Genomic DNA, 26,012 nt, shown 5'->3' on the forward strand with positions numbered 1-26,012 from the left:
TATTCCCCTTACATATGCTAATCCTATCCGATTCTACTTTTCACAGGAGGGGATCCGCGTTGAGCTTGTACGGTAGAATGTACCCCTGGAGCAAGTGGAGGAAGCATGCCGCGCTATGGAAGGTCGATTCTCTTCGCACGTATTTGCCGGATACGGCAAAGCTGACACCAAGGAAGCTGCTTCAATTTCTGGAAAAATACCCCGTCGTCTTCCTGAAGCCGTGCTTTGGAGGCGGCGGCCGAGGCATCATGAAGCTGACGATGCGAAGCGGTAAGGTTAGGGTTCATACGCATACGGACCGTTATGAAGTGGCCATAGATCAAATCTATTCTCATATGATCCGCAAAATAGGAAAGAAAAGCTACATCCTGCAGCAGGGCATCGATCTTATGGATTTGCAAGGAAGACAGCTTGATTTTCGCGTGGTGCTGCTGAAGCCGGGGAAAAAGTGGAGATACATGGGAGTTATGGGCAAATGGGCCCCCTCCGGACAGATCGTAACGAATCACTGCCGGGGAGGCAGCTCGATCGGCTTAAGCCAAGCGCTGAAAAGCAGCTTGAAGCTGGAGGAGCTGAGGCAGCATGAGCTGGAAGCCGAGCTGAGGGAGATGGGGTATCGGATTGCCGCAGCACTCGAAGCCTCCTTTCCCTTGATCACCGAGCTTGGACTCGATATCGGAATCGACCGAAGCCAGAGGCTGTGGCTGATCGAAGCCAACACCAGACCGCAGTACAATTTATTTAAGGATCATGCGGATGCCGGCCTTTATCCCCAAATTCAAAGTGTGGTCCGTCGACTTCGGCAAACAAGGAAGCGATAACGAAAGAAAGCCCGATTCCAAGGAAGAATCGGGCATGTTTTTATGCGGCTTTCTTGCTGAAGAACCAACAATAATACAGGTAGCATAAGTGAAACACGAACAGCAAGCTGCCCCAAGTGGCTGACCAATGCCAATGTATGTAGCTAAGAAGCTGGGTATATTTTTCTATCGGAATTTCAAGCAAAGTGATCCAAGTCGGGAAAAAGAGGGCAAATGCAAGTTTTTTCCACCAAACCGACCGGGCCGGAAAGTGAAGATTGTATAGCACACTCATCGCAGGCAAAATAAAAAACTCAAAAGTAAAGCTGGTACGAACCGCATCAGAAAAAAAACGGACAGGGTATTCAAGCAGTCCCAGCTCGACCACAAGAACACCTAAAAACCACGCAGGAGCCTGGGCAACTAAAAAGCTTACATGTACCTCTCGCATTCGATCTCTGGGTATAAACAACCATAAAAGCCATGCTGCGATAACACAAGATACCGCTTCAATCCCTGTTTCAACGCTCATGATCTCACCCTACCCTAGTTTACGATCCTACTTTATTACCCACTTGGGGTTTCATAGAAACATAGGAATAATAAGGAATGTAAATAAAAAATATTTTCCTCAATTCGACTCATCAGCGCTATAATATAAAGTAGGATTGAAACGTTTCAAGGAGATATCAAGAAAGGGTTGAAGGAGAATGGATCAAGGTGCTCTAGACAGAAAGCAGTGGATCGATTGGTTGCTTCAAATCGGCGAGCCGGTGCTGGTTGCGCTAAAAGAGCGAAAATTGAAGGAAACGATGCCGGTTCAAGGGAAGCTCGATGACCGGGGAGACTATACTTATCTTGAGGCGCTGGGCCGCCTGCTTTGCGGACTTGCCCCTTGGCTGGAGGCAACAGGACTATCCGCTGAGGAAGAGGCGCAGCGGAATCGCATAGCTGAGCTTGCTCGGGAAGCCATCGATGCTGGGACCGATCCGGCTTCGCCGGATCGGATGAATTTCTCCAAGGGAGGACAGCCGATCGTTGATGCGGCCTTCTTGTCTCACGCCTTGCTGCGGGCGCCGAGGGAGCTGCTGGGCAAGCTGGACGAGCGGGTCAAGAGCAACCTGATCGGCTGCCTGAAGGCGACCCGTACGAGAAAGCCGGTGTACAGCAATTGGCTGCTGTTCGCCGCCATGACGGAGACCGCCCTGAAGCTGCTGGGGGAGGAAGATTGGGACCCGATGCGCGTTGACTTTGCGATCAAAAAACATCATGAATGGTATTTGGGAGACGGCACCTATGGCGACGGCGTCGAATACCATCACGATTACTACAACAGCTTCGTGATCCAGCCGATGCTTGTGGATATCCTCCTTACCATAGGCTCGGAATATCCAGACTGGGGCACGCTTACCGAAACGACTCTTCGCAGAGCCTCCCGCTATGCCGCCCAGCAGGAGCGCTGCATTTCGCCGGAAGGTACTTTCCCGCCGATCGGTCGATCGCTCGCTTACCGCTTCGGAGCCTTCCAGCTCCTGTCACAGGTTGCCCTTCAGGATCGCCTGCCGGCGGAAATTTCTCCCCCTCAGGTGCGCTGCGCCTTGACAGCCGTGATACGACGCATGATGGCAGCTCCGGGAACCTTCGATGAGAGCGGCTGGCTGCGGATTGGGTTTTGCGGCGATCAGCCGGACGTCGGGGAGACCTATATTTCGACCGGCAGTCTCTATTTATGCGCATCGGTGTTTCTTCCGTTGGGACTGCCTCCCGAGCACGCCTTTTGGCAAGGAAGCGCCGAGTGGACCTCACGGAAAGCTTGGTCCGGACAATACTTCCCTATCGATACGGCCCTCAAGTAGAAAAAAGCACCTCGCGATTGCTTGTCGCGAGGTGCTTGCTTATGATCCGATTAGGGCTCGTCTACATATTCCTCTTTGTCTGCGATTCGATCAGCCGGTGTCTCCATTCGCCCCATAATCGAGCTTACCGATCGATCCGGATATTCGTTCTCTTCCGGAATTTCTACGCTTCGTTCCTCTTGATTTTTCGCCATGGGTACACCTCCTTCGCTGTTGGCACCTTAGGTAGGTTCTCCCATTCCTTCTCTTGTCATTCATAACGAGCAAAGGAACCCCATTTTAATTCAATCTCGGCAGCTTTACCTCAAAGGTTGTCCCCTCATCTACGACACTGCGGATTGTTACGCTTCCCCCATGATTCTCAATAATACGGTAGCTGACCATTAAGCCGAGACCGGTTCCCTTCTCCTTGGTAGAATAGAAGGGCTGGCCGATTCGATCCAGCAGCTCCCTGGGGATCCCACAGCCATGATCCGTTATGGAGACGGTCACGAACCCGTCCTCCGGCTTTACGAGAATCTCGACCGCTCCCCCCTTGGGCATGACTTCAATGGCATTTTTCAGCATATTAATGAAAACCTGCTTAATCTGATTCTCATCACACCGAATTAGGATCTCTTCCGCCTCGAAGCAATGCCGTATGGTGACATTATTCATGTTCGCCTGACTTTCAAGCAGCAGCGTCACACTTTGCAGCGTACGAACCAAATCCTTCGATTCCATTTTCATATCCTGCGGCTTGGCCAGCACCATCAGCTCGCCAAGAATCATTTCGATCCGAATAAACTCTTCATCCAGTATATTGAAATAAGCGTCCTTGATGCTTCCCGAACGCATGAGCTGAAAAAAACCTTTAATGGCGGTAAGCGGATTCCTAATCTCGTGTGCGATGGCCGCAGCCAGCTGCCCTGCAATCGATTGCTTCTCCGAACGAATGAGCAGCTCGTCCTTTTTCCTCTGCTCCGTAATGTCCTTAATAATCAAATAACAGCCTACGATGTTGCCTTTAATGACAATCGGAGCGGGTGTTGCCACAACATCCAGCAGCTGCCCATGTTTATTGCGAAGCACAATATGGGTCTCCTCGATCAGGTTGCCGCTAAGAAACTGCTTGAACCGCTCTTGCGTGAGCTCAAGGTAAGGGTCCGTTATGAAATCGGTAAAATGCATCCCTTTCAGCTCTTCCGCCTTATAGCCGGATAAAGTCTCCGCGGCCGCGTTGCCCGAAATGATTTCTCCCAGGTGGGTCAAAGAAACGACGGCGTCCGGATTGTACTTTTTTAATGAGGTGTACCGTTCTATGGTTTCTTCCAGCTTCTGCTCCTGTAGAATCCGGTCGGTAATATCTTGCACCGTTCCGTTGATCCCGACGATCACACCTTCAGCATTCCGCTGCTGAGCCCCGCGCACATGGATATATTTCCATTGGTCGTCCTTAGCCGGAAGTCTGCACACATAATCATATTCCTCGCCGTTCAGCGCTTTCGTTACGGCAGCTTCCACCATTCCCCGATCTCCAGGATGAATGAATTGGTAGTACTCCTCCAGCTTGCCGAGGAACTCACCGGGACCCTTGCCGAAAATCCGGAAGGATTCCTCGGACCATTTGATGTAATCCCGCGAGACATCCCATTCCCAGCTGCCGATCTTCGATATCCGCTGAGCCTCCCTCAGACGTTCTTGACTTCTGCGCAGATCATTTTCCATATCCTTGCGTCTGGTTATGTCACGTCCGATCCCGATAAGCTTAGCCGTTTCCCCATGCTCATCGCGAATCATTCGGATGGTGGTCTCGATCCAAACATAATGCCCTTCCTTATGCTTGACCCGGCAATCGAAAGTATCCGTATCCGCAAGCTGCAGCTGTGAGATCGTCTCTTTATCGTCGGGATGAAAGAAACATATCGCCTGCTTGCCCAGCATCTCCTCCGGCATGTACCCTAGTAAAGTCCGGCTCGCGGGTGAAATAAATTGAAAAGTCCCGTCCGGGGAGCTAAAGGTAATGATATCCACGGCATTTTCCGCCAGAAGCTCATACTGATGTTGAACCGATCTCAGCTCTTGCTCCATTACTTTACGGCCTGTAATGTCCTGAATTTGAGAAACGACATATAAAGGCTCTCCATCCTTGCTCCTGACGATAGAAGCGCTTAACAATACCCATACAAGTTGTCCTGACTTATGAAGGTATCGTTTCTCCATTTGGTAGGAAGGCAGCTGCCCGGCTACCAGCCGCTCGAAAAGCTCCGTTTCTTGATCGATATCTTGGCTGTATGTAATTTGTTGAAAGGTTACACGGGTCAGTTCCTGCCGGGTGTATCCCAGAACACTGCACAGCGCATCATTGACGGCGATGGAACGGCCGTCGAGCGCAACCAGCGCCATGCCCATGGCAGAATAATGAAAAGCACTATAAAATAGTTCGTCGCCTAGCAAGACAGCCTTGTTGTCTTCCATCTACGGTCCCTCACTTTATTAGCTCGCACAAGAAAAGCCGGATTAGTCCGCGTGATCGCTCTCTAATCCGGCTTGTAGGCCTCAAATCGCTTAGAATAACATACTAAATATTTTACGTTATCCCCACAATTTAGGCAATCCTTATTCTTTGTTTCGGGCCAAATCCCGACTTTGTTCCGTTAGCTTCAGCAGAAATTCCTTCAGATCGACCAAACGCAAGTGCTTCGGCATTTCCTCGGTACCGTAGATAAACAGGGGAATCAGCGATTCCGTTTTATTAAGAGCTCCATGAGCGCCTCCGCCGGTATGATGCGGAGAACTCCGATCGGCCAGCTCAAACCCGGGCTTCGCTGTGACGATCAGAAATTCCCCTTCATGAGAATGAAGCGCGGCGTGTAATCTGCGCAGTCCGTCGGGATAAGCGTCATAGACAACGGATCTCCCTTGCTCATCGAGCTTCACATCCAGCACCTTCGTATCCCCTTCGATGGTCCAAGTCTGCCCATACGGATCCTTATAGGGTCCGCCTTGTTTGTAGCGAAGCTCATCCGCCATCCGTGAGCTTGCTGCATGAATCCAATCGTGCTCCTTCCACGCAATAAAATCGATCCGATCATCCGCTGTTACGGCCTTGGCAATATCTCGATAAGACAAGCTTTGTTTCAGCTTGTACACATAGGCCATGGTCTCGTTGACTGCAAGCACCATCTCGGTATGCGCCTCCGGCAGCTCTCCGGGCTTCAGCAGCACATACTGCTGAAGCAGCTCATGCAATGGAACAATCGCTTCCTCTTTGCGGTCATCAATCTGAGTAACGCCGCTGTCACCTATCAGGATGAACACCGCTTTTTCCTGCGCCTTTTCCAGCGAACCGAACTGTTGGAGGAAGTCATTCAGCTGCTTATCCGTTTTTTGTACAAAGCTCAGATCGGACGGTCCCTTCTTATGCAGCTGCTTGTCCAAATCGGGCAGATAGACATACAGAAAATCGGGAAGCAGATCATGCTGCACTAGATAGGAAGCGGTCTCCAATGAAAAATAGTTATTCAGACCCGCACGGTGAAATGGATCGTCCGTCATGTCGATTCGTCCCTCTAACGGATTGGCAAAAATGCCGAACGACAGAAAGTCAGGCCCCTTCACCCGGATCTCCGGCGGAAGCATAGTGAACCGGCTCAGCCAAGGAGGGATATGAAGCGTATGCTCCTTCGCTCCTCGGTATACAAAACCATTGATGGAGCCCGAGGTAAAGCCTTTTTGAGCGAGCTCCTCGTAAAGGGTCGGCAGGCTTGGGTTCAAATGCTGTCCGTTTAAATGGATGAAGGAATTAAATAGAACCGGGCTCAAGCCTGCCTTAGCTATCTCCATCGGTCCTGTTCCATAATTGATCATGCTTCTCCGATCGGCGCTATACCACACTAATCCCGGAACACGGTGCTGATCGGGATAAGCTCCTGTCAGCAGGGTGCTGTCAATGGCCACAGACATAGTAGGAAACGAGCTGACCAGATTGTCATGGTACCGGCCTTGCTTCTTTAGATAGGCAAAGGTCGGTAAAATCCCCTGCTTCAGCCCTTCCTCTAACGCACTGGTGAGCAGGGAATCCACAACAATGAGGATGACCTTTCTCGCCTTAGGGTTAGCGGATTTGCTGTGTGACAATTGCTGTTGCTGCTCTTGAGTCGACAAAGCTTGGGTTTTGGGACTGCTTCTGAGATAAAACACCTTGGAGAAAATAAACCACGCCAGCACAAACAGCAGGATGAAAATACACATAGCGGCAATCCATTTATTCATTGAACTTCACCCATTCTGCAAGTAACGTCTGTCTAGGTTTCCAATGACAGGCATGGATTATGCTTTCTGTTACGATTTTGTGATCGTCTACCCTATGTGATTTAAATCACTTACACCCCCGTTGCCCGTTCTTATAATAAAGACATAAGACGGAACAACATCACAATGAAAAGGGGTTATCACACATGGAAACAATGAAAACGACTAATACAAAGAAATTTTCCGGTTTGCTGCCTTTGGTTATCATCTTCTTCGGTATACTGGCATCGCCGCTGCTATATTTTATCATCAACCTGAGCCTTGGTAATAAGCATCTCTTCAACGTAGATCTCGTGAAATATTTCTGGTAATAGCAAAGCCCCACTGCAGCAGCAGTGGGGCTTTGCTATTACCCTCGAACCTTAATTATACAAGCACAGGCTGAGCGCTAGGCTTCGGCGGCATGCCGGGGCTGTGCTCGGCCGGACGCTCCGGGCGTGCAGGTACCGGGTAGCCTTGCGGCGGCTGCTCTACCGATAGGACTCCGCCATGTCGTCCCGGAGAAGCACCTTGGAAGATCTCGGCAATGCGTGTCGGGTCCATTCGGAAATTAAACTGCACGTTATGCAGGCCTCGTTCAATATACTTACGGCACTCGGGATATTTGTTCAGATCGTACTCCGGCACCGGCAGCACCTTCGCCCATTGAACGCCGAGTGTCTCGAGCGCTTTGGCGTAAGCGTTCTGATGGGCGTTGTCACGTACCATGAGAAAGGCAAGGGTCTCGCGGAACGTTCGGTTCGAGCTCATCTCATAGATTCTTGATTTTTGAAGAGTCCCCGTCGCTTCCAGCACCAAATTATCAAGAAGATTCGTCACCAGGTTGCCGTGGTCATATACCCAAGAACCATTCCATGGATTGCCGGACGAATCAATCGGCATCGAGCTCTGTGCACCGATTATATAGTGATATCCGATAGGGTCCCCGGCACCATTCTGCAGAGTTGTGTTTTGGGCTTGGGTCTGCGTCCCCGGATCACTGCCTGAACCGTCAAGCAGAGCGTTAATCGTATTCTGAACCAGCTCGACGTGGCTGATTTCCTCCAGGAAAATCCCTTTGATCAAGTCGCGATATTCCGTGGCCGCCCCCCGGAAATTGGCGCTTTGAAACGAGAATTGCATCATGGTGCGCATTTCCCCGAAATGTCCGCCCAGGATTTCCTGCATTGCCTTGGCCGCTGCCGGATCCGGCTGATCCGGGACAATCTCATTAATTAGTTGCTCTGTATAATAAAACAATGTAAAACACCTCCGTCAGGGATTGTCGTTTTTCGTTCGACATTTACATTTCCCCAACGAAGGTGAAATTATCTAGCCGGCTTCGTTTTACATCGCCCAATCCCCGTTAACGATTAAAGCCTCGGTGGCGCCATCCTCCAGCACGCCATCCACGCTCAGCTCGCCGGAGCCGATCATGAAATCCACGTGAACGATACTGGAGTTCATCCCCCGCGCGGCAAGCTCCTCCTCCGTCATTTCCTTGCCGCCTTCGAGACAGAAGGCATAGGCCTTCCCGATAGCCAAGTGGCTGGATGCATTCTCGTCAAAGAGCGTATTGTAGAAAATCAGGTTCGTGTCGGAAATCGGCGAACGATGCGGCACAAGCGCTACCTCGCCGAGATAGGCCGAGCCTTCGTCCGTATCGACCAGTCTCTTCAGCACATCGAGCCCTTCAGCAGCTTCAACGTGAATGATCTTGCCGTTCTCGAAGGTAAGGGCAAAATCCTTAATCAGTACCCCGCCGTAGCTCAGCGGCTTCGTGCTTCGCACGGTTCCGTTCACGCCTTCCTTCCGAGGTGCCGTGAACACCTCCTCCGTCGGCATATTCGCGACAAATGAGGTTCCCTTTACGTTCACACTGCCCCCGCTGACCCAGAGATGTCCCTCCGGCAGCTCAATGGTCAGATCGGTTCCCGGTCCATGATAACGAAGGGCGCGGTAACGCTTGCTGTTCAGCTGATCCGCTTTCTTATCAAGCTCCTCCAGATGCAGCTTCCATGCCTGCACCGGATCCTCCCGGTTAATACGAGTCGCCGAGAAGATCAGCTCCCAGAGGGCATCGACGCGACCTGCCTCATCCTGGTCCGGAAGCACCTTTGCCGCCCATGCTTCGGAAGGGACGGCGACAATAGACCAGCTGACTTTGTCCGTCATAGGATAGGTGCGCCATGTTTTCAATGCTTCACCGGCGGTCTTGTTCGCATTCGCTATTCTTTGCGGGTCAATCCCCTTGAGCAAATCCGGGTTCGGAGCAAGAACGGACAGGAAAGCTGCGTTATTCTCCGCCATTTCCTCCCAGCCTTTGGCCCGCCACATGGGATATTCAAGGAAAGCTTCATCTGGCGCGAGCTCATATTTGATGCGCGTGGCCTCGTCGTCCTGCCATTCGATATGTACGTTTTTGGCGCCTGCCTCATAAGCCTTCTTAGCCACAAGCCTAACGAACGGCGCAGAGGCTAAGGGCGCGGTGACAACCAATGTTTGACCGGGCTGAATATTCACACCGACCTGTACGGCCAAAGATGCATAACGCTCCAGCTTTTCTTGAAAATCCGCCATAGCTGAATTCCTCCTTTGATTCTATCGCATTACGGTCATTTTAGCATATTCCGCCAAGCAAAGAAAAAACCATGCTCCGTAAGAGAAAGCATGGTTTGTTTCACTTTATTTCGTTATGAGCAGTGCGGGCTGCAGCTCCGCATCCCCCTTTTCCTTCGTGTACAGGGCAATGTTGCCGTTCTGGCCCTTGTTATCGGCAATCATCAGTGTGATGACGCCGTCGGTCTGGCTTTGTACAAAGGAAGTCACGTCGAGCTTGTAGGTTTTATCGATCTTCTCGGACAAGGTGATCGTACCCAGCAGGATCGCCGATTCGCCGACTCCCGTAATTTCGCCCTTATCTCCATGGTTTGGAGCGTTCTTCCAGGTCAGCTCATTTTCCTGCCAAGTATCATCCGTCAAGCCGTACACCTCATATTCCAGCTTGGCATCATCGGCATTGGAAGGCGTCAGCATGGCAGACAAGCGAAGCTCCGCTGATCGAACCTGCTCGGCGTCGTTTACTTCGAACTTGAAGTAGCCGATTCTCGCTGTCGTTCCGCTCCCCGAACGCTTTAACCGCATCCGGTTCTCCGTGCCGAGATTGCCTTCCACGCTGCGGTCCGCCTCCACATCCGACGAGGCGATGATGACTCCATCGGCGGAAGCGGCAGCGGGCGCCGTAGTCGCGGCAGGAGCTGACGGCTCTGCACTGGTCGATCCGGCTTCGGCTGAGGTCCCCTGCAGATCTACTATATTTTCCCCTTTATTATCCTTAATCTCGTTGTCCTTCAGGCTAATGCCCGTGCTTGTTGCGCCAATCTGAACACCATTCGCATTGCCGGTCACCTTATTGCCGATCAGCTGAATGTCCTTCGGACTTCCTTTGCCGGCCAGATCCTTCGTATTCTTATCCCCCGGATCCTCCTCCAGCATAATCCCCCAGGAGCCCTCACCGGTCAAGCCTGTGATCGTATTGCCTCGAACGAGCGTACGCGGCGCATTTTGCAAATAAATCCCCTTGCCGTCCGCTACCTTCGAATCGGAAATCGTATTGTTCTCGATCACCGTATCTGGGGAGCCCATATGCACCTTGATTCCCTCACGGGAGCCGGTGATTGTGTTGTTGTGAATATAGTTGCCCGGACCCGACGCGTCGTGGTTGGAAGGCGCCGAACCGCCCGTATTCCCTACTCCGATGCCCGCTCCCGTCACAATATCCCGGATCTTGTTGCCGTAAATTTCATTCAAATATTCGTCTTCCCCATGCAGATCAATCGCGTCCAGCTGGGTGCTTAGGAAGGTATTGTTGCGAATCACATTATTATGGGCATAGTACTGAATCAACGCCCCGTGACGGATATAAGGACCCTGGAACGTATTGTTCTCCACGACGTTAAAGTAGGTATCGTTCGCATAACCGGTACGGTCGTTCTTCGGCAGTCCCTGAATGGAAACCCCATACCCCGCTCCGCCGCCGGCTACGTCGGTCGCATTCCGGAACAGGCTGTTTTTCACGACGACATGACTGCTCTTCTCAATACGCACAGCCATACGCTCGAACTTCTCGAAGGTCACCCCGTCAATCGTAATGTTGCTGGAAGGCTTGTTTACGCTGTCGGTAATATAAATAAGGTACTGTGGACCGCCCTTATCCGGATTCGCTTCTTTGGTATCGGAGGAATACTTCCCGTTCCAGGTTGAAGTCAACGTCATTCCGGAGACAACGATATTTGCCCGGCTATAAGCCTTCATCATTTTACCGCTAGGCGTCTCCGCTCCGATACTTGAGATCAGGATGGTTTGCTCCTGGCTTTCCCCCCGCAGATTGACGCCGCTCTTCAGCTCTATGTTCGCCGATTTATCGTTCGGAAGGGTGCTTCTCAGATTGTACACGCCGTTCGGCAAATATACCTCGTCTCCCGGTTTTGCCGCTGCAATTGCCTTCTGAATGGCGGGCAGGTCGTCCGTATCGTTATCTTTGATGTCGGCGCCGTAATCAAGCACGTTCAGTGTCTTTCCTGTTACCCGATTGGGTGCATGCAGGGAAACGGCCTTGCCGTCCGGATTGATCAAGCCCGGCAGCGCGTACTTTACATCAGGCTTCGCCTCCGGAGGTGCGGCGGTAATACGGCGGATCGTATTGCCTTCTCCAGGCGCATATACCTGAAACTCCGAGATACTGTTCCACGCATTTTTCGAATTGCCATGCCCCAGAACGCGAATATAACGGCCGGCCGTATCATCAAAATCAAACAGCTCCGGCTCCAGCGACTTGCCGCTGCTTTTCCCGCTGAATACCTGCCTCCAGCTCTCCCCGTCGTCCGAAACCTCAAGATCAAAGAAAGACTGCCGCTGATCCCCGCTGTAGAAGGCAATCGCCGCATACCCCATTGTCCGTTTCTCCCCAAGGTCAAAGCGGATCCATTCCCCGTCCCCTTGCCCCGACCAGCGGGTTTCCAGCGAACCGTCCAAAGTATTCTCCGGCACATTCCCGTCGTCTACACTGGCGACCGCCTCCCGTAAAGGCAGCGGAGAATTAAACAGGTCCGCCGTTTGCTCCAGCGCCCCTGCGTCCTTCCCCCCGTCGAAGAAGCGATCCTCAAGGGAGATTACGATAAGCCCCATCGGATCCCAAAATACCTTGCGCCCGAGCGCTTCTGCAATAGCCCGGAGCGGCACCATGGTTCGACCGTCGATCAGCTGAGCCGGTACCTCAAGCTCCTTGATGGACTCATTCACACGGATGCTCTTCTCGTGGATGGCGACTTGAATCGTATCCTTCCCGTTCACAATCGTAGCGCGGCTTTCTTTGTCGTCCCATGTCACTTCCGCACCGAGCTGCTCGGAGACGAATCGGACCGGCACCAGCGTAGATCCGTCCTTCACTATGGCCCGCACTCCGGGGTTATCAGGATCAATCCGCTGCTTTTTCCCATGAGATAACGCATCCGGACTATTCACATAAAGTACAATGGCGTCCTTCAGCTTCGTTTGAAGCTCGGGAGACGGGTCTGCAGCGTAAGCAGCCGGCACTAAGGCTGAAGGCATGGTCATCGCTGCTGCAAGTACAACGGTCATCAGCTTTTTCTTCAATCGGTTGTTCGATCGTTTCATGGAGGCCTCCTCAGATAGCAAGTGTAAACGCTTCCTTATAGATTACCTCTTCCGGATCCAGCTCCGCTACGGGCTCCCTTTTTACAAGCTTGTGTTTTTTTTGGAAAATGCTGCTTGTCGCAGGCAAACCAAAAGAAAAGCCCGTACCTCTCAGCCGATTCCGGGAGATACGAGCTCTGAATGAAATACAGTTATTCGTTAAAGTACACGGCTTTGCCTGTCTTCGAGGACTCATAGATCGCCTCTAGAATTTCAGACACGACACATGCCTGCTCCGGAGTTACGACCGGATCCTTATCCTGCTCGATAGCTTCAAGCCACAGGCGCGCCTCCAAATCCGCCGGGCTCTCGCCGCGGCTGTCGTAGAAATCCACACCCTTGGCATCCAGCTGGATTTGATTCATGAACAGCTTGCTATGCTTCTCGCCGTTGATCCGTAGTCCGTCCTGCATATCGGCTCCGCCCTCTGTGCCGCATAAAGTCGTCTTGGCCTCGCCTGTCGCCAGCATATTGATTGCCCAGCTCGATTCCAGTACGATCGTTGCGCCATTCTCCATCGTAATCATCCCAAAGGCCGAATCCTCTACCGTAAACTTCGCCGGATCCCAGGAACCCCATGCATTGGCTGCGTTCTCTTTCTTCGACAGCTTATGGAAGGCCGTCCCGAGTACCGCCTTAGGCTTGTAGTTGTTCATCATCCACAGCGTCAGATCCAAGGCATGCGTCCCGATATCGATCAACGGGCCTCCGCCCTGCTTTTCCTCATCAAGGAACACGCCCCAAGTCGGAACGGCGCGGCGCCGAATCGCATGTGCCTTGGCGTAATAAATTTCACCCAGCTCTCCGTCCTCACAGAGACGCTTCAAGTACTGGCTGTCGGAACGGAAACGGTTCTGATAGCCGATCGAAAGCTTCTTCCCGGTCCGCTTGGCCGCTTCCACCATACGGCGCGCATCAGCGGCGGTTTTGGCCATCGGCTTCTCGCACATTACGTGTTTCCCGGACTCCAAGGCCGAAATGGAAATATCCGCGTGCGAATCGTTCGGCGTACAAACATGAACGACATCAATGGAGCCGTCCTGCAGCAGCTCCCGGTAGTCCGTATATACTCTTGCGTCAGGCGTACCGAATTTTTCCGCCGCCTCTCTCGCTTTATGCTCCTCGATATCGCAAAAAGCGACCATCTGAGCGTTAGATTGATTTTTCAACGCAGGCATATGCTTGCCGTTCGCAATTCCGCCGCAGCCGATAATACCGATTCTGAAAGTTCTAGACATGATCAAATTGACCTCCTAAGCCACCGTTATGTATTGAGACGCTACCTCATAGTATAGACAACTTTCCATGGAAAAGATATTTTGGATCTGGCGATTCTTTTATCCGATTGTGTCACATGAAGACTCGGATCCCCCCGAACAACACTACGTTCCGACATTTTATGCCAGCGTTCGGCATTTCCCGGGAAATTTATCTATGCGCGGCTGCAAACTGAAAAAAGAGGCAAGCCCATGGCCTACCCCTCTCGCTTATCTTATTTCTTCCCGGTGGAAGTCACCAGCTTATACCCGACTCCGCGAATCGACTCAATCTGCACCGACTCCTGATTCATCTCCAGCTTCTTGCGCAAAGAGCTGACATGCACGTCGACCGTACGCTGGCCTCCGATATAATCGAAGCCCCAAACGATGTTCATCAGGTCGTCCCTCGTCACTACGACACCCGGACGCTGCACCAGATAGAGCAGCACCTCGAATTCCTTCGGACGCAGCGGGATCGAGTCCCCGTTCAGCAGCACCTCATACTTTTCCGGATAAATGTGCAAATCTCCCGCCGTAATAACCTTCTCAGCGCTCAAATTTTTCTCCTGCAGCTGTTCCTCGCTCATCGTTCGCCGCAGCACCGCAGATACCCTCGCCAGCAGCTCCGCCACACCGAACGGCTTGGTAATATAGTCATCGGCACCATACTTCAAGCCCTGAACGACTTCGTCCTCTGCGTTGCGGGCCGTCAAGATAATGACCGGCGTTTTGTTGCCCTTCTGGCGAAGCTTGGACAAAATCTCGAACCCGTTCATCCCCGGGAGCATAATATCCAAAAAAATGAGATCGAACTGCTGCTGTAATGCGACCTGCAAACCTTCGCTGCCATGGTCGACCACTAGAGTGTCATACCCCTCCTGAGACAAATTGTAGGACAGCAATCGAGCTATTGTAGGTTCATCTTCGATAACCAAAATTTTTTGCTGCATGGGAACCCCCAACCGATTTCATGGACTGACAAACTCATCATAGCACGAATTCGCCTATAAATTAACATGTTTGAAGATTTTTCATATTTAATGCAGCACCGGAAGCTCAATGATGAACTTCGAGCCCATCCCTACTTCGCTTTCCACCCGGATCGTGCCCTTGTGCAGCTCGACCAGATGCTTCACAATGGACAGCCCTAAACCGGTGCCTCCTGAGCTTCTTGACCTGGCTTTATCCACTCGATAAAATCGTTCGAAGATACGCGGCAAATCCTTCTTAGGAATGCCGATCCCCGTATCGGCTATCGTCAGCTTTAATTTTTCTCCTTCCGAGCCTGCAACGATGTCATCAAGCAGCTCTACCTTGACCTTCACTTTTCCGCCCTCCGGCGTGTAGTTGATTCCGTTGGACAGCAAGTTGATCAAGATTTGGCGAAGTCGATCCTCATCGGCCTCCATGTAAGCATCCTGGGGTACCTGCATTTCCAGCTCGATGTGCTTCTTCTTCGCCTCCGCATTCATGACATGAACGCAGTTTGCGATGAACGAATGCAAATGCACCGGAGAAAAATGCAGCGGAATCCGCTTCGACTCAATCTTCGACAGCTCCAGAATGTCACCGATCAGGCGGTTTAACCGCTCACTCTCATCAAAGATGATTTGCAGGAACGATTTGGCCGTTTCCTTATCATTCAATGCCCCCGCCAGCAGCGTCTCGGCGAAGCCCTTCACCGCGGCGATCGGCGTCTTCAGCTCATGAGAGACGTTCGCCACGAACTCCGAACGCATCCGCTCCAGCCTGCGCATCGCCGTCGTATCGTGCAGCACGATAAGCACGCCTGCCCATTCATCATCCGTTTGCAGAATCGGGTTGAGGTTAATATCGAGAATTCGTTCGCTCGGGTAATAAAAAATCATTTCATCCCGGATATGCTCTCTGGTTTCGAAGCATTCCTGAATCATTTGAGTAAACTCAAACTGCTGCTTCGCTTCATCAAATTTCTTGCCGAGCAGCTCCTGCGAGGAGAAGCCGAGGAATTCCTCCGCCGACCGGTTCAGCAGAACGATGCGTTCCTCCTTGTCAATCATCATGACCCCGCTGTTCATATTCTCCAAAACACTGCTAAGGCGGCCTTCATTTTCCGTAATTCGGTTCATCTGCAGCTGCAGGCTGTCTGCCATCCGGTTCAAAGCCATTCCCAGCTGCCCGATCTCATCCTTTTTCGGGAAATGAACTCTCGCCTTGTAATTTCTATTCGTTATTTGCTGGGCTACCCGCGTAATCATTTCGATAGGTCTGGTAATCCCATAGGCTAAGCGGTAGCTGATCAAACCGGCAATGACGAAAACGATAATCAAACCGGCAAGCAGCACCGACCATAAATGCCGGATGGAATTTTCAACATCCTCAAGACTCATCGCGAGACGAAGAAAGCCCTGCGTCACAGCCCCATCCTTGACGGGTACCACCACATACAGCATGTTGCGTCCTACCGTCTGGGAATACCGAGTGGCGATCCCGGTACCGTACTTTTCCGCATCGATCACTTCTTGGCGGCTGAGATGGTTGTCCATATTCCCCGGATCGTAATCCGATTCGCCGAGCACCTTGCCGTCCGCACGGATGTAGGTGATGCGAGCATCCGCCGAATTTCGCAGCAGCATCGCCTGTCCCGTGTAATAACGGGTCAATTCGGCATCCGTGCCGCTTCGCTTCCAATCCACCGTCACCTGCAAAATGTGAAGCTCTCTCAGCATATTTGTCTTTAATGCCTCAATATGAGAATCCTGCATCAGCTTGGCCATAAACAAACCTGCCGTAAGCACTGAGCATCCGATCAGGACAATAAACATCAGCGTCAGCCTGGCGCGAAACTTATTCATGCTGCATTCCTCCGGATAGTAGGAGCCATTCGCTCCTATGAAACGTTTTACACAATATCGTACCCCTAATCCAAGGGAAGCGCTAGTTATTTTTTTGTAAAGATAAACAGGAAAGACCCCCTATCCGAAGATAAGAGGTCCAGCTTCCTATGACTTATTTAAAAACCGGCTCCTTGAACTGAGTCAGCTTCTCCAAGGAGTTTTTCTCTACTTCCGCATGCAGGCTGTTACCGTGGGAATCCATCGTCACGATGGCTGCAAAGCCTTCGGTTTGCAGGTGCCACATCGCTTCCGGAATCCCGAATTCCATAAAGTCAACGCCTTCCACCTTCTTGAAGCACTCGGCATAATATTGCGCTGCCCCGCCGATGGCGTTCAAGTAGACGGCTCCATGCTCCTGGAGCGCCTTCAGCGTCTTCGGCCCCATGCCGCCCTTGCCGATCACCGCACGAATGCCGAACTTCTTAATGATATCGCCTTGGTAAGGCTCCTCGCGGATACTGGTCGTCGGCCCTGCGGCCTTCACAACCCAATTGCCCTCGGCATCCTTCGCCATAACGGGACCGCAATGGTAAATAACCGATCCGTTCAGATCCACCGGGGAGTCGTGATCCATCAAGTACTTGTGCAGCGCGTCGCGGCCCGTATGCATCGGTCCGTTGATGATGACGACATCGCCAACCTTCAGCTCACGAATTTGCTCTTCGGAGATCGGCGTGTTGAGTACGAATTCGCGGCGCTCTGCGGACGAGTCGGCAGCCGCAGCAGCCGGCTCGTCCTGCTTCATCGGCAGGTCGGTTCCGCTTGTGTACACCCACTCGTTGATCTCGCCGGTATTGGCGTCGATGAGAACGCCTTGACGTCGGAACGCCCAGCAATTGTAAGCTACGGAAACGAAGAAGCTCGCCGGCAGACGGTTCATCACGCCGACCTTACAGCCGAGCAGCGACACTTGACCGCCGAAGCCCATCGTGCCGATGCCAAGCTGATTAGCGTTTTCCATTACATAGTCTTCGAGCTTGCGCAGATCTTCGTTCGGATTCACATCATCGACCTTGCGGAATAGCTGCTGCTTCGCAAGCTCATACCCGCTGGTGCGGTCGCCGCCGATGCCTACGCCAATGAAGCCGGCGCTGCAGCCTTGCCCTTGTGCCTGATATACCGCGTGCATAATGCACTTGCGGATACCGTCAAGATCACGGCCTGCCTTACCAAGTCCCTCCAGCTCAGCCGGGAGGCTGTACTGAATGTTCTTGTTCTCGCAGCCGCCGCCCTTGAGGATCAGCTTCACCTCAATTTCATCGCGCTCCCATTGCTCGAAGTGAATGACCGGTGTGCCCGGGCCCAGGTTGTTGCCGCTGTTCTCGCCTGTGAGCGAATCCACGGAATTCGGACGAAGCTTGCTGTCCTTCGTCGCCTGCGCGATCGCTTCAAGAATTTGTTTCTTCATCACGATCTGGTTTGCACCCACAGGAGTGTGTATAATGAAAGTCGGCATCCCCGTATCCTGACAGATCGGAGATACATTACATTCCGCCATATGAATGTTGTTAGCAATCGTCGACAGCGACAGAGCGGAGCGAGTTCCCTCGTCCTCCTTCTGGCGGGCGGCTTGAATCGCCTCGCGGACATCGGCCGGGAGGTTCGTGGAGGTTTCCACAATGAGCTTATAAATACTTTCTTGGAAGTGCTGCATGGTCTGTGAAGACTCCTTTCCGAATGTGCAAAAGCCTGAATAATAGCTTAAGAGTACATATCTATATCATATCATAATCGGACTTGGACCAAAACTATGAGTTTCAGGAAGGAGGAAACGCGTTGAACAAGCTATGGAAGCAAGGTCTTGTCCTGCTGGTGCTTGTGCTCAGCCTTACATTTCCCGCGTGGAACGAGGCCAGAAGCAGCACCATGTACGAGGATCAGGTAGCCGTCCTGATGTATCATCACGTAAGTGACGAAGCAACGAGCAGCAGCACCATTACCACGAAGCTGTTTCACGATCAGCTGGCCTACCTGCAAAGCAAAGGCTATCATTTCATTACACTGCAAGAGTTTAAGAATTACATGCAAGGAGCGTCCGTGCCGGTCAATGCCGTTCTGGTTACCTTCGACGACGGTTATGAAAGCTATTATACGAACGCGTATCCTATCTTGAAAAAGCTTCAAATCCCGGCCGTCAATTTCGTCATTTCCGGCGATCTGGACAACCCGAACGAAAGCAATATTCCTTTTTTATCGAGGGACCATATCCGTACTATGACGCGTGAGACCGACTTCATCGACCTTCAATGCCATACCGATGCACTCCATTACAAGCTGGAGGACAATAACGCAGCCCTTGTCGGCCGCTTCCTGACGGACGGGGTCCGCGAAACCGAGGAGCAGTATAAGCAGCGCATTCTTGCCGACACCAAAGCATGCATAAGCAAGGTCAGTGAGCTCTATCCGGCTCCCGTCGATACGTTCGCGTACCCTTTCGGCATCAACGACGAGCTATCACGCGGGCTGCTGAAGCAAGCCGGCATCCGATATGCTTTCACCATTGTGCCGGAGATGGCAAGCCGCGCTGCGGACCCGATGCGGATTCCCCGGATCAACGGCGGACATCCCTCCATTAGTCCGGAGGGACTGCACGCTTCCATTCTTTACCGTGTGATCGCCAAAGGAGCTTCGGAGGAGCAGGTGCCCGTAGAGGAGGCGCTTCGCCAGCTGGGCGGCCAGGCAACGGTTCACCCGAACGGCCGTGTCGAGCTGTTCTACGGCAATCGCCGCTGGGAAGGGAACGTCCGCCGGTCGGAGCTCGTTTCACCGCTTGACGGCGTCATCCGGCTGCAGCAGCCGCTGATGCTTCGCAGCAGCAAGCTGTACATGGGGCTGAAGGATTTGGAGCAAGCAATCGGGACACAAATCGTGTATAATCCTTCTGTACCTAGCTTCACCGTTCGACAAACTCCGACTGTGAAGCAATAATTCATAATAGGAATGATGTCCGCATGACTATGGAAAGTCACTTTTTTGCTTATTTGTACCGGCTGCGCTATATCGAGCGCTGGAGCCTTATGCGTAACGTGCTTAAGGAGAATGTCGCCGAGCATTCGTTTCATGTAGCTATTCTCACTCACGTTCTCTGCTCTATTGCGAATGAAGTATACGGCAAGCAGATTCCTACGGACCGTGTAGTCAGCATGGCGCTGTTCCATGATGCTACCGAGGTGTTTACCGGCGATATCCCGACTCCGGTCAAGCATCACAATCAGAAGATCCTGGCGAACTTCCGCGAGATCGAGCATTTGGCCGCAGAGCGTCTGCTCGATATGATTCCTGAGCCGCTGCGCAGTGTATACACGCCGCTGATCGATACCAAGACGGAAGCGGATGCGGATTTGAAAAAATACGTCAAGGCCGCCGATACGCTAGATGCCTATTTAAAATGCGTGACGGAGCTTTCTGCGGGCAATCGCGAGTTCGCCATCGCAAAAAAACAAATCGAGCAAGCCATCGAAGAGATGGACATGCCCGAAATGAAATACTTCCTGGAACATTTGGCTCCAAGCCTGGAAAAGACGCTTGACGAGCTTTAAAGGTAGTTAGGGAATTTCATTAATGTTACGGTGACAAAAACCAGAATAGCCAGAACCAGGCTCAGCGAACGAATTGCACCCAGCTGGCCTGCAATCTTGCTGCCCGAGACATCCGCTAAGGCATGTCTCATTTTTTTGCCCATAATACCGCTTACAGCGCCGATAGCGAGCAGCAATACGACGGCAAGCACCATCCAGAGCACGGAGTAGCTTCCTTTACCCACCATATAACCACCGGTCAGAAAAGCAAGGATAAGCGCAAATTGCCCGGCCCGGTTAAAGCCCGACAGCACATTCAGGAAGCCATACTGCGCCGATCCCGAAAGACTTGCCAGCTTCCCGGATAAGAAAGGCATGACCAGGTACGCCCCCATAAGAATGGCGCTCAAAACGTGTAAATAAAGCAGAAACTGAAACATCATTAAACCCTCCTATAAAACATGCCATACTGACTATAGTATAGCGGATGATTTTACCAAGAAGCAAATAAAACCCGCGCCCGGTCACAGAATTGTAACCTGAGGTCGCGGGTTTGCTTTATTATCCGTGAGGGTGAAGCGGTTTTCCCGACCTCTCCGCTCTGCGGTCCCTCCATTTGGCTAAAATAACGAACAACGAGGGCACAACAATCAAGGTCAGCAGGGTGGAATACAGCAGCCCCGAGATGATGGTAATTCCCATAGGGCGCCACAGGTTCCCCCCCATAATCGTCATGGGCAGCAGCCCCCCGATAGCCGTCGCCATGGTAAGAAGAATCGGTCGAAGTCTTGCCTTGCCTGCTTCCGCTACAGCCTCATACAGCGGCAGTCCTCTCTCTCTTGCCTGCTCGATGAACTCGATCAGAATGATGCCGTTTCGAACGACGATGCCCGCCAGACTCACTAGCCCCATCAAGGCCATGAAGCCGATCGGTGAGTTGGTAAGATACAGACCGATTACCGCTCCTCCGGCTGCCAAATATACCGTGGACAGGATCAGCAGCGGGATGGAGAGCGAATAGAACTGCATGACCATAATGATATAAATCAACAAGATGACAATAATCGAGAGCTTACCTATGGCCGCAAACGCATCGTTGCGCTCTTCATTCTCTCCCCCGAAATCAATCGTGTAGCCGGACGGCGGAGGATTGACTGCAAGCTCAGCTTGAAGCTCCTTTACGATGTCATCGGCAAGCCGCCCTTCCGTATAGCTTCGAACGGTAATTGTCCTTGTCTGATCGCGATGATGAATCGACTTGAGCATCGACGTGCTCCGAATATCGGCAAGCTGCTGCACCTGCACGGTGCTTCCGCCTTGGCCAGGCACATACATTTGCTTCATCGTCGTAATCGGATCGGTTCCGTTCCCCAGCTGCTTGGCGTAGAGCGTTACATCAATCGGATCCTCCCCTTGCTGCAGCTCGGTAACCTCCAGTCCTTCCGTGGCCATTCGCAGTGTCATGGATAAATCCTTCTCAGTGACGCCATATTGGCGAAGCTTAGCCGGGTTAGGAGCTACCTCATAGGTCTCCATCTCTTTCCCTACATCGTCCGATACGCTAACCGTGCCCGGTATTTTCTTCAGCATGTCTTGTATGCTTGTGGAAAGCGTGCGAAGCTGCGTAAGATCACTTCCGCTGATCCGAACCGCGATAGGCGCCCCAACGGGGGGACCCTGCTCGAGCTCCCGCGGCGTGATTTCAACATCCGCCGGGAACATGCTTTCCAGCTGCTCCCTCCAGTAGGCGATGACCTCTTTGGTATGAAGCTGCTTGGTATCGATTTTGACAAACAGCTGCCCGATGTTCGTACTCGTCCTATCTGTCTCAGAATAATAAAACTTCGGGGACGTTCTTCCTGCGTAGGCTGAAACGAACTTTACGCCCGGCTGCTGCTCTACCCACGCGGCTGCCTTATGCACGACATATTCCGTTTCGGCGAAAATTTGGCCCGTCGGCAGCTCGATATCGATCAGCATCTGATCCTTCTCCGCCGGAGGAAAATACTGCGCGCCCAAGAAAGGAAGCAAACCGAAAGCACTGGTGCCGAGTAGTAAGGCAACGATCCCGGTCAGCAGCGGCCTTCGGAGGAAACGGTGAATTTGCTTGCCGTAAAAATGACTGAGCTTCTGAATCGGCTTGCCCAGCCATCCTGGCTCCGTCTGAACGGTTGAAGCAGCTGATCTTGTCCCTCCGTGCTTACGCAGCCTTCGTTCCCCGACCCACTGGCGGAAGATCGGGATGATCGTCAGAGACATCGCCATGGAGGCAGCCAGCGTCAACGAAATGACGACCGGCAAAGGCCGGATGAAGCTGCCGATATTCCCCTTCAGGAAGAACAAGGGAAGGAACGCAGCCGCTGTTGCAATGGTAGCCGTTAAGATGGATATGGCTACGTCCTTACTGCCTTCCAGTGACGCTACGTCGACCGAATCGCCGAGATCCAGCCGCCGCTGAATGTTATCGTTCACGACGATGGCATCGTCGACGAGAATACCAAGGACAATAACGATAGCTACAACAGTAATCTGGTTAAGATCGATCCCCATCATCTCTACAGGAATGAAACCCACTGTAATGGAGATCGGAATGGCCATCGCTACAATTAGCGCGGTACCGAATGTAAGGCCCATCGAGCAGACGATGATCACCGCCAAGATGCCGATCACCAGCTCCTTCCCGAGCTCACGGAATAAGTGATCCAAACTTTCCTTTTGCGTAAAGAGGGATTCCAGTGTAACGTGCTCCGGCAACTCGTCGCCCAGCTGGGCGACCTTGCTGTCGATTCGTCTTTGCAGCGCCGGGATATCGGCACCCTTCTCCGCGTTAATGACCAGATTCAAAGCCGGCTTGCCGTTGTGAAGAATGGAAGCCTCTCTCTCTTGAGGCCGAAGCTTCACCTCGGCGACATCCTTCACCTTGAGCATCATGCCGCCAGGCAAGCCGACCAAATCCGTATTGGCGATATCCTCCGCAGTCTTCCACTCACCGCCCAGGTTTACATAATACTGCTTGCTGCCCTTATCGATAGAACCGAGCGGTACCCGCTCCTGCTTAGTTTGCAGCGATTGCGCTACAATTCCCCAAGGAAGCCGGAAGGCATTGAGCTTCTCCGTATCGAGCGTTACCGCTACCTCCTGTTCGGGGAGTCCTACGATATCGACGTTGCTCACGCCATCCAGGGTGGACAGCTGCTTCTTCCACAGTTCCATTGTCGGTCGAAGCGGCTCCAGCTCCTCCGGACGCTCCACTACAAAATGAAGGATCTGCTCTGCAATTTTGCCCAGATCATCATTAACGACAGGCTGCTGGGCTCCGTCAGGCAGCTCGCTGACCGCAGCCTGCACCTTCTGGCGTAGTGTGTCCCATGCCCGCTTAATATCCGTATCGGGATTAACCTCGACCTGAATGACGGATACGTTCGCTGCGGAAGTCGATGTGATCAGGGAAACGTCGCTCATTTCCTTGATTTTCTCCTCCAAGGGACGAGTTACGTATTGCTCGACCTTCTCGGGGGATGCTCCGGGATAAATCGTACGTACAAGAGCAACCGTAAGATCGATCTCCGGGTTCTCTCGCTGCTTGAGCGTGCCGATATTGACAACCCCAAGCAGCACCGCCATAAAGAAGAAGAGCAGTGTTACTTTGCGATACTTCAACAGCTTCGTAATCATTGCCCGCTGGCACCTTCCTCCGGTAAGCAGTTGATGTTGACACCGATCAGCACCTTGGTCATTTCGTCAATGGATTCGAGGCCTGCTCCCTTCTCGATAAACCAATGATAGGCAACCATTTCCACCATGCCGATTTTTGCGTAAGCCGTCATCTCGAGCTGCTGGTCCGTATAATGCGGATATGCCTTGAACTTACGGAACGTTGCTTGAATCAGAGCAGCCATTTTCCCATAAAAATGTCTTGAAATATCCTGAATTTCCGGAGATGCCGCACCAATCCGGTTCAGCATGCTGACTATCATCCGATTGTGATAGTACACCGTCAAGGCCTTGTGTATCGTCCGGTACAGGATTGTATTCTCCTGTGATAGAACGGACTCCCCTTCCGCATTCACGGCAAGCGCCATGGCAATCTCATCCAGACAGCTTTCGGCAACACTTCGGAACAAGTCCTCTTTGCTCTTAAAATATAAGTAAAAGGTTCCCTGCGCCATCCCGGCTTCCTTCACGATATTGGATACCTTCGTCCCGTGGTATCCTTGCTCTTCGAAGAGCTTCATTGCGGCTTCGATAATCCGCTCCCTTTTGTCATCCCCAGGCATCGCTGATACATCCTCCATTGCCGTAAATATGACTGACGAGTCAGTCATATTGTATGTTACCATATGCTGTATTTGATTTTCAAGACCTCTTTAAGGGAGGGGCCAGTTTACACTTGCCATTCCCTACACATTCCCTCTTTTGAATCTGGGGTCATTTGGTTCTATATATCGGGGCCTATTATTTGTGAACAGCACATTCTGCAATAATACATCTTTTTTTCTATGATTTGTATCAATTGTGATAAGATTTCTGCGTATATACAACATTCCAGTACCAGATGCCTTGTGCCGAGGCAATATGCGTCCTCAAAGATGCCTATTCTCACAAATTTCGTTCCGAGCCTCGCTTGGGCTCGTGGATTTCTGCACATTGGCAGCTTTGCACTCTTCACGCTTCGCAGTCGTACATTCAAACGAACAAAAAAACAGCCCCGGTCTATTGACCGAGACTGCTCCATTGTATACAAGGGGATTAGCCTTGAACGATTTTGATCACATTGCGAACGGATTCCGCGGATTTGTCAAGCGCCGCTTTCTCCTCCGGAAGCAGCTCGAGCTCGAATATTTTCTCGATCCCGTTGCCTCCAAGCAAAGTAGGGACGCCCATGAACAGATTGTCATAGCCGTATTCGCCTTCCAGCAATGCTATCGAAGGAATAATGCGTTTCTTATCCTTAAGGATCGCTTCCGTCATTTGTACCAAGGAAGCCGCCGGTGCGTAGTACGCGGAACCGTTCCCGAGCAGATTGACGATCTCGCCGCCGCCTGTACGTGTACGCTGTACGATCGCTTCGATTCGCTCTGCCGGGATCAGCTTCTCAATAGGAATGCCGCCCACATTGGAGTAACGGACGAGCGGAACCATATCGTCGCCGTGACCGCCAAGCACGAAGCCGCGAACGTCTTCAACGGACACATTCAGCTCTTGGGCGATGAACGTACAATAACGCGCCGTATCCAGGACACCGGATTGACCGATGACGCGATTTTTAGGGAATCCGAGTGCTTCAAAGGCAACGTAAGTCATGGCATCCACTGGGTTCGATAGGATGATTACGATGGAGTTAGGACTGGTTCTCTTCACATTCTCACAAACGGATTTCACAATGCCTGCGTTCGTGTTCACGAGATCGTCGCGGCTCATGCCGGGCTTACGGGCGATCCCCGCTGTGATAATCACGATATCGGAATTCGCGGAATCATCATAGCTTGAAGTACCGATGATGTTTGCGTCAAAGCCTTGCACCGGGGATGCTTCGAGCATATCGAGCGCTTTCCCCTTCGTCGGGTTTTCCAATTGCGGGATATCGAGCAGAACGATGTCGCCAAGCTCCTTCTGAGCCAGCATCAGAGCAGTGGTTGCACCGGTAAATCCTGCACCTACAACAGTAATCTTCTTACGTTGAATAGCCATGATCCGGTTAGCCTCCTGAATTAGA

Annotated in this window: 20 protein-coding genes; 5 read left to right on the forward strand and 15 right to left on the reverse strand. The window is 52.1% G+C overall.

Annotation, left to right across the window (positions count from 1 at the left end; genetic code table 11):
- Positions 1-59: 59 nt before the first annotated feature.
- Positions 60-821: a YheC/YheD family protein gene (locus RAC89_RS05735; protein ID WP_306612357.1), complete on the forward strand. Its 762-nt coding sequence runs from the start codon at positions 60-62 to the stop codon at positions 819-821.
- A 40-nt stretch (positions 822-861) separates the two neighbouring features.
- On the opposite strand, the gene RAC89_RS05740 is transcribed toward RAC89_RS05735, so the two are convergent.
- Positions 862-1,332: a CBO0543 family protein gene (locus RAC89_RS05740; protein ID WP_306612359.1), complete on the reverse strand. Its 471-nt coding sequence runs from the start codon at positions 1,330-1,332 to the stop codon at positions 862-864.
- Positions 1,333-1,510: 178 nt separating this feature from the next.
- Here RAC89_RS05740 and RAC89_RS05745 point away from each other — a divergent pair, with 178 nt between their 5' ends.
- Positions 1,511-2,656: a DUF2264 domain-containing protein gene (locus RAC89_RS05745; RefSeq protein WP_306612361.1), complete on the forward strand. Its 1,146-nt coding sequence runs from the start codon at positions 1,511-1,513 to the stop codon at positions 2,654-2,656.
- Positions 2,657-2,706: 50 nt separating this feature from the next.
- Here RAC89_RS05745 and RAC89_RS05750 read toward each other — a convergent pair whose 3' ends face one another.
- The 3 genes from RAC89_RS05750 to RAC89_RS05760 all read right to left on the reverse strand — a co-directional run bounded on the left by RAC89_RS05750 (position 2,707) and on the right by RAC89_RS05760 (position 6,910).
- Entirely contained in the window at positions 2,707-2,850 is a 144-nt protein-coding gene (locus RAC89_RS05750; protein ID WP_284641119.1) for a hypothetical protein, read from the reverse strand.
- Between the two features lie 85 nt (positions 2,851-2,935).
- Positions 2,936-5,113: a PAS domain-containing protein gene (locus RAC89_RS05755; protein WP_306612363.1), complete on the reverse strand. Its 2,178-nt coding sequence runs from the start codon at positions 5,111-5,113 to the stop codon at positions 2,936-2,938.
- A 141-nt stretch (positions 5,114-5,254) separates the two neighbouring features.
- Positions 5,255-6,910, reverse strand: a complete 1,656-nt coding sequence (locus RAC89_RS05760) for an alkaline phosphatase family protein (protein ID WP_306612365.1) — start codon at positions 6,908-6,910, stop codon at positions 5,255-5,257.
- 185 nt (positions 6,911-7,095) lie between these two features.
- Here RAC89_RS05760 and RAC89_RS05765 point away from each other — a divergent pair, with 185 nt between their 5' ends.
- The gene (locus tag RAC89_RS05765; protein WP_306612367.1) at positions 7,096-7,260 is read left to right on the forward strand and encodes a hypothetical protein; all 165 of its coding nucleotides are present in this window, start codon (positions 7,096-7,098) and stop codon (positions 7,258-7,260) included.
- Between the two features lie 55 nt (positions 7,261-7,315).
- On the opposite strand, the gene RAC89_RS05770 is transcribed toward RAC89_RS05765, so the two are convergent.
- From RAC89_RS05770 to RAC89_RS05800, 7 genes are all read right to left on the reverse strand, one after another.
- Positions 7,316-8,188, reverse strand: coding sequence for a manganese catalase family protein (locus RAC89_RS05770; protein WP_306612368.1), 873 nt, complete (start codon positions 8,186-8,188; stop codon positions 7,316-7,318).
- Between the two features lie 87 nt (positions 8,189-8,275).
- Positions 8,276-9,508, reverse strand: a complete 1,233-nt coding sequence (locus RAC89_RS05775) for an aminopeptidase (protein WP_306612370.1) — start codon at positions 9,506-9,508, stop codon at positions 8,276-8,278.
- 105 nt (positions 9,509-9,613) lie between these two features.
- On the reverse strand, positions 9,614-12,604 hold the full coding sequence (locus RAC89_RS05780; RefSeq protein WP_306612372.1) for a stalk domain-containing protein: 2,991 nt from the start codon (positions 12,602-12,604) through the stop codon (positions 9,614-9,616).
- Positions 12,605-12,795: 191 nt separating this feature from the next.
- Positions 12,796-13,881, reverse strand: a complete 1,086-nt coding sequence (locus tag RAC89_RS05785) for a Gfo/Idh/MocA family protein (protein WP_306612374.1) — start codon at positions 13,879-13,881, stop codon at positions 12,796-12,798.
- Between the two features lie 254 nt (positions 13,882-14,135).
- Positions 14,136-14,852: a response regulator transcription factor gene (locus RAC89_RS05790; RefSeq protein ID WP_284641127.1), complete on the reverse strand. Its 717-nt coding sequence runs from the start codon at positions 14,850-14,852 to the stop codon at positions 14,136-14,138.
- A gap of 87 nt (positions 14,853-14,939) precedes the next feature.
- Complete coding sequence (gene pnpS / locus RAC89_RS05795) at positions 14,940-16,736, reverse strand: two-component system histidine kinase PnpS (RefSeq protein WP_306612375.1); 1,797 nt, start codon at positions 16,734-16,736, stop codon at positions 14,940-14,942.
- A 154-nt stretch (positions 16,737-16,890) separates the two neighbouring features.
- Complete coding sequence (locus tag RAC89_RS05800) at positions 16,891-18,432, reverse strand: fumarate hydratase (protein ID WP_306612376.1); 1,542 nt, start codon at positions 18,430-18,432, stop codon at positions 16,891-16,893.
- 122 nt (positions 18,433-18,554) lie between these two features.
- On the opposite strand from RAC89_RS05800, the gene RAC89_RS05805 reads away from it, so the two are divergent.
- Together RAC89_RS05805 and yfbR are read left to right on the forward strand one after the other, a co-directional pair.
- Complete coding sequence (locus RAC89_RS05805; protein WP_306612378.1) at positions 18,555-19,706, forward strand: polysaccharide deacetylase family protein; 1,152 nt, start codon at positions 18,555-18,557, stop codon at positions 19,704-19,706.
- Between the two features lie 29 nt (positions 19,707-19,735).
- Entirely contained in the window at positions 19,736-20,317 is a 582-nt protein-coding gene (gene yfbR, locus RAC89_RS05810; protein ID WP_306616054.1) for a 5'-deoxynucleotidase, read from the forward strand.
- Here yfbR and RAC89_RS05815 read toward each other — a convergent pair.
- From RAC89_RS05815 to mdh, 4 genes are all read right to left on the reverse strand, one after another.
- Positions 20,314-20,739, reverse strand: coding sequence for a hypothetical protein (locus RAC89_RS05815; protein ID WP_306612380.1), 426 nt, complete (start codon positions 20,737-20,739; stop codon positions 20,314-20,316). The genes yfbR and RAC89_RS05815 overlap by 4 nt on opposite strands.
- A 118-nt stretch (positions 20,740-20,857) precedes the next feature.
- Positions 20,858-23,971 carry an efflux RND transporter permease subunit gene (locus tag RAC89_RS05820; RefSeq protein WP_306612382.1) on the reverse strand — a complete coding sequence of 1,038 codons (3,114 nt, stop codon included), beginning with the start codon at positions 23,969-23,971 and terminating at the stop codon, positions 20,858-20,860.
- Positions 23,968-24,636: a TetR/AcrR family transcriptional regulator gene (locus RAC89_RS05825; protein ID WP_306612384.1), complete on the reverse strand. Its 669-nt coding sequence runs from the start codon at positions 24,634-24,636 to the stop codon at positions 23,968-23,970. Before RAC89_RS05825 ends, RAC89_RS05820 begins: the two co-directional genes overlap by 4 nt.
- A gap of 409 nt (positions 24,637-25,045) precedes the next feature.
- The gene (gene mdh, locus RAC89_RS05830) at positions 25,046-25,987 is read right to left on the reverse strand and encodes a malate dehydrogenase (protein WP_306612386.1); all 942 of its coding nucleotides are present in this window, start codon (positions 25,985-25,987) and stop codon (positions 25,046-25,048) included.
- Positions 25,988-26,012 lie beyond the last annotated feature (25 nt).

This window comes from Paenibacillus sp. GD4 (assembly GCF_030846225.1).
In the GTDB taxonomy this organism is placed as follows: Bacteria; Bacillota; Bacilli; order Paenibacillales; family NBRC-103111; genus Paenibacillus_G; species Paenibacillus_G silviterrae.

Excerpts from the sequence above, each read along its gene's own strand:
- RAC89_RS05740 (WP_306612359.1), bottom strand. The coding sequence starts at position 1,332 with ATGAGCGTTGAAACAGGGATTGAAGCGGTATCTTGTGTTATCGCAGCA.
- RAC89_RS05745 (WP_306612361.1), top strand. The coding sequence starts at position 1,511 with ATGGATCAAGGTGCTCTAGACAGAAAGCAGTGGATCGATTGGTTGCTT.
- RAC89_RS05750 (WP_284641119.1), bottom strand. The coding sequence starts at position 2,850 with ATGGCGAAAAATCAAGAGGAACGAAGCGTAGAAATTCCGGAAGAGAAC.
- RAC89_RS05755 (WP_306612363.1), bottom strand. The coding sequence starts at position 5,113 with ATGGAAGACAACAAGGCTGTCTTGCTAGGCGACGAACTATTTTATAGT.
- RAC89_RS05760 (WP_306612365.1), bottom strand. The coding sequence starts at position 6,910 with ATGAATAAATGGATTGCCGCTATGTGTATTTTCATCCTGCTGTTTGTG.
- RAC89_RS05765 (WP_306612367.1), top strand. The coding sequence starts at position 7,096 with ATGGAAACAATGAAAACGACTAATACAAAGAAATTTTCCGGTTTGCTG.
- RAC89_RS05775 (WP_306612370.1), bottom strand. The coding sequence starts at position 9,508 with ATGGCGGATTTTCAAGAAAAGCTGGAGCGTTATGCATCTTTGGCCGTA.
- RAC89_RS05780 (WP_306612372.1), bottom strand. The coding sequence starts at position 12,604 with ATGAAACGATCGAACAACCGATTGAAGAAAAAGCTGATGACCGTTGTA.
- RAC89_RS05785 (WP_306612374.1), bottom strand. The coding sequence starts at position 13,881 with ATGTCTAGAACTTTCAGAATCGGTATTATCGGCTGCGGCGGAATTGCG.
- RAC89_RS05790 (WP_284641127.1), bottom strand. The coding sequence starts at position 14,852 with ATGCAGCAAAAAATTTTGGTTATCGAAGATGAACCTACAATAGCTCGA.
- pnpS (WP_306612375.1), bottom strand. The coding sequence starts at position 16,736 with ATGAATAAGTTTCGCGCCAGGCTGACGCTGATGTTTATTGTCCTGATC.
- RAC89_RS05800 (WP_306612376.1), bottom strand. The coding sequence starts at position 18,432 with ATGCAGCACTTCCAAGAAAGTATTTATAAGCTCATTGTGGAAACCTCC.
- yfbR (WP_306616054.1), top strand. The coding sequence starts at position 19,736 with ATGGAAAGTCACTTTTTTGCTTATTTGTACCGGCTGCGCTATATCGAG.
- RAC89_RS05815 (WP_306612380.1), bottom strand. The coding sequence starts at position 20,739 with ATGATGTTTCAGTTTCTGCTTTATTTACACGTTTTGAGCGCCATTCTT.
- RAC89_RS05820 (WP_306612382.1), bottom strand. The coding sequence starts at position 23,971 with ATGATTACGAAGCTGTTGAAGTATCGCAAAGTAACACTGCTCTTCTTC.
- RAC89_RS05825 (WP_306612384.1), bottom strand. The coding sequence starts at position 24,636 with ATGGTAACATACAATATGACTGACTCGTCAGTCATATTTACGGCAATG.
- mdh (WP_306612386.1), bottom strand. The coding sequence starts at position 25,987 with ATGGCTATTCAACGTAAGAAGATTACTGTTGTAGGTGCAGGATTTACC.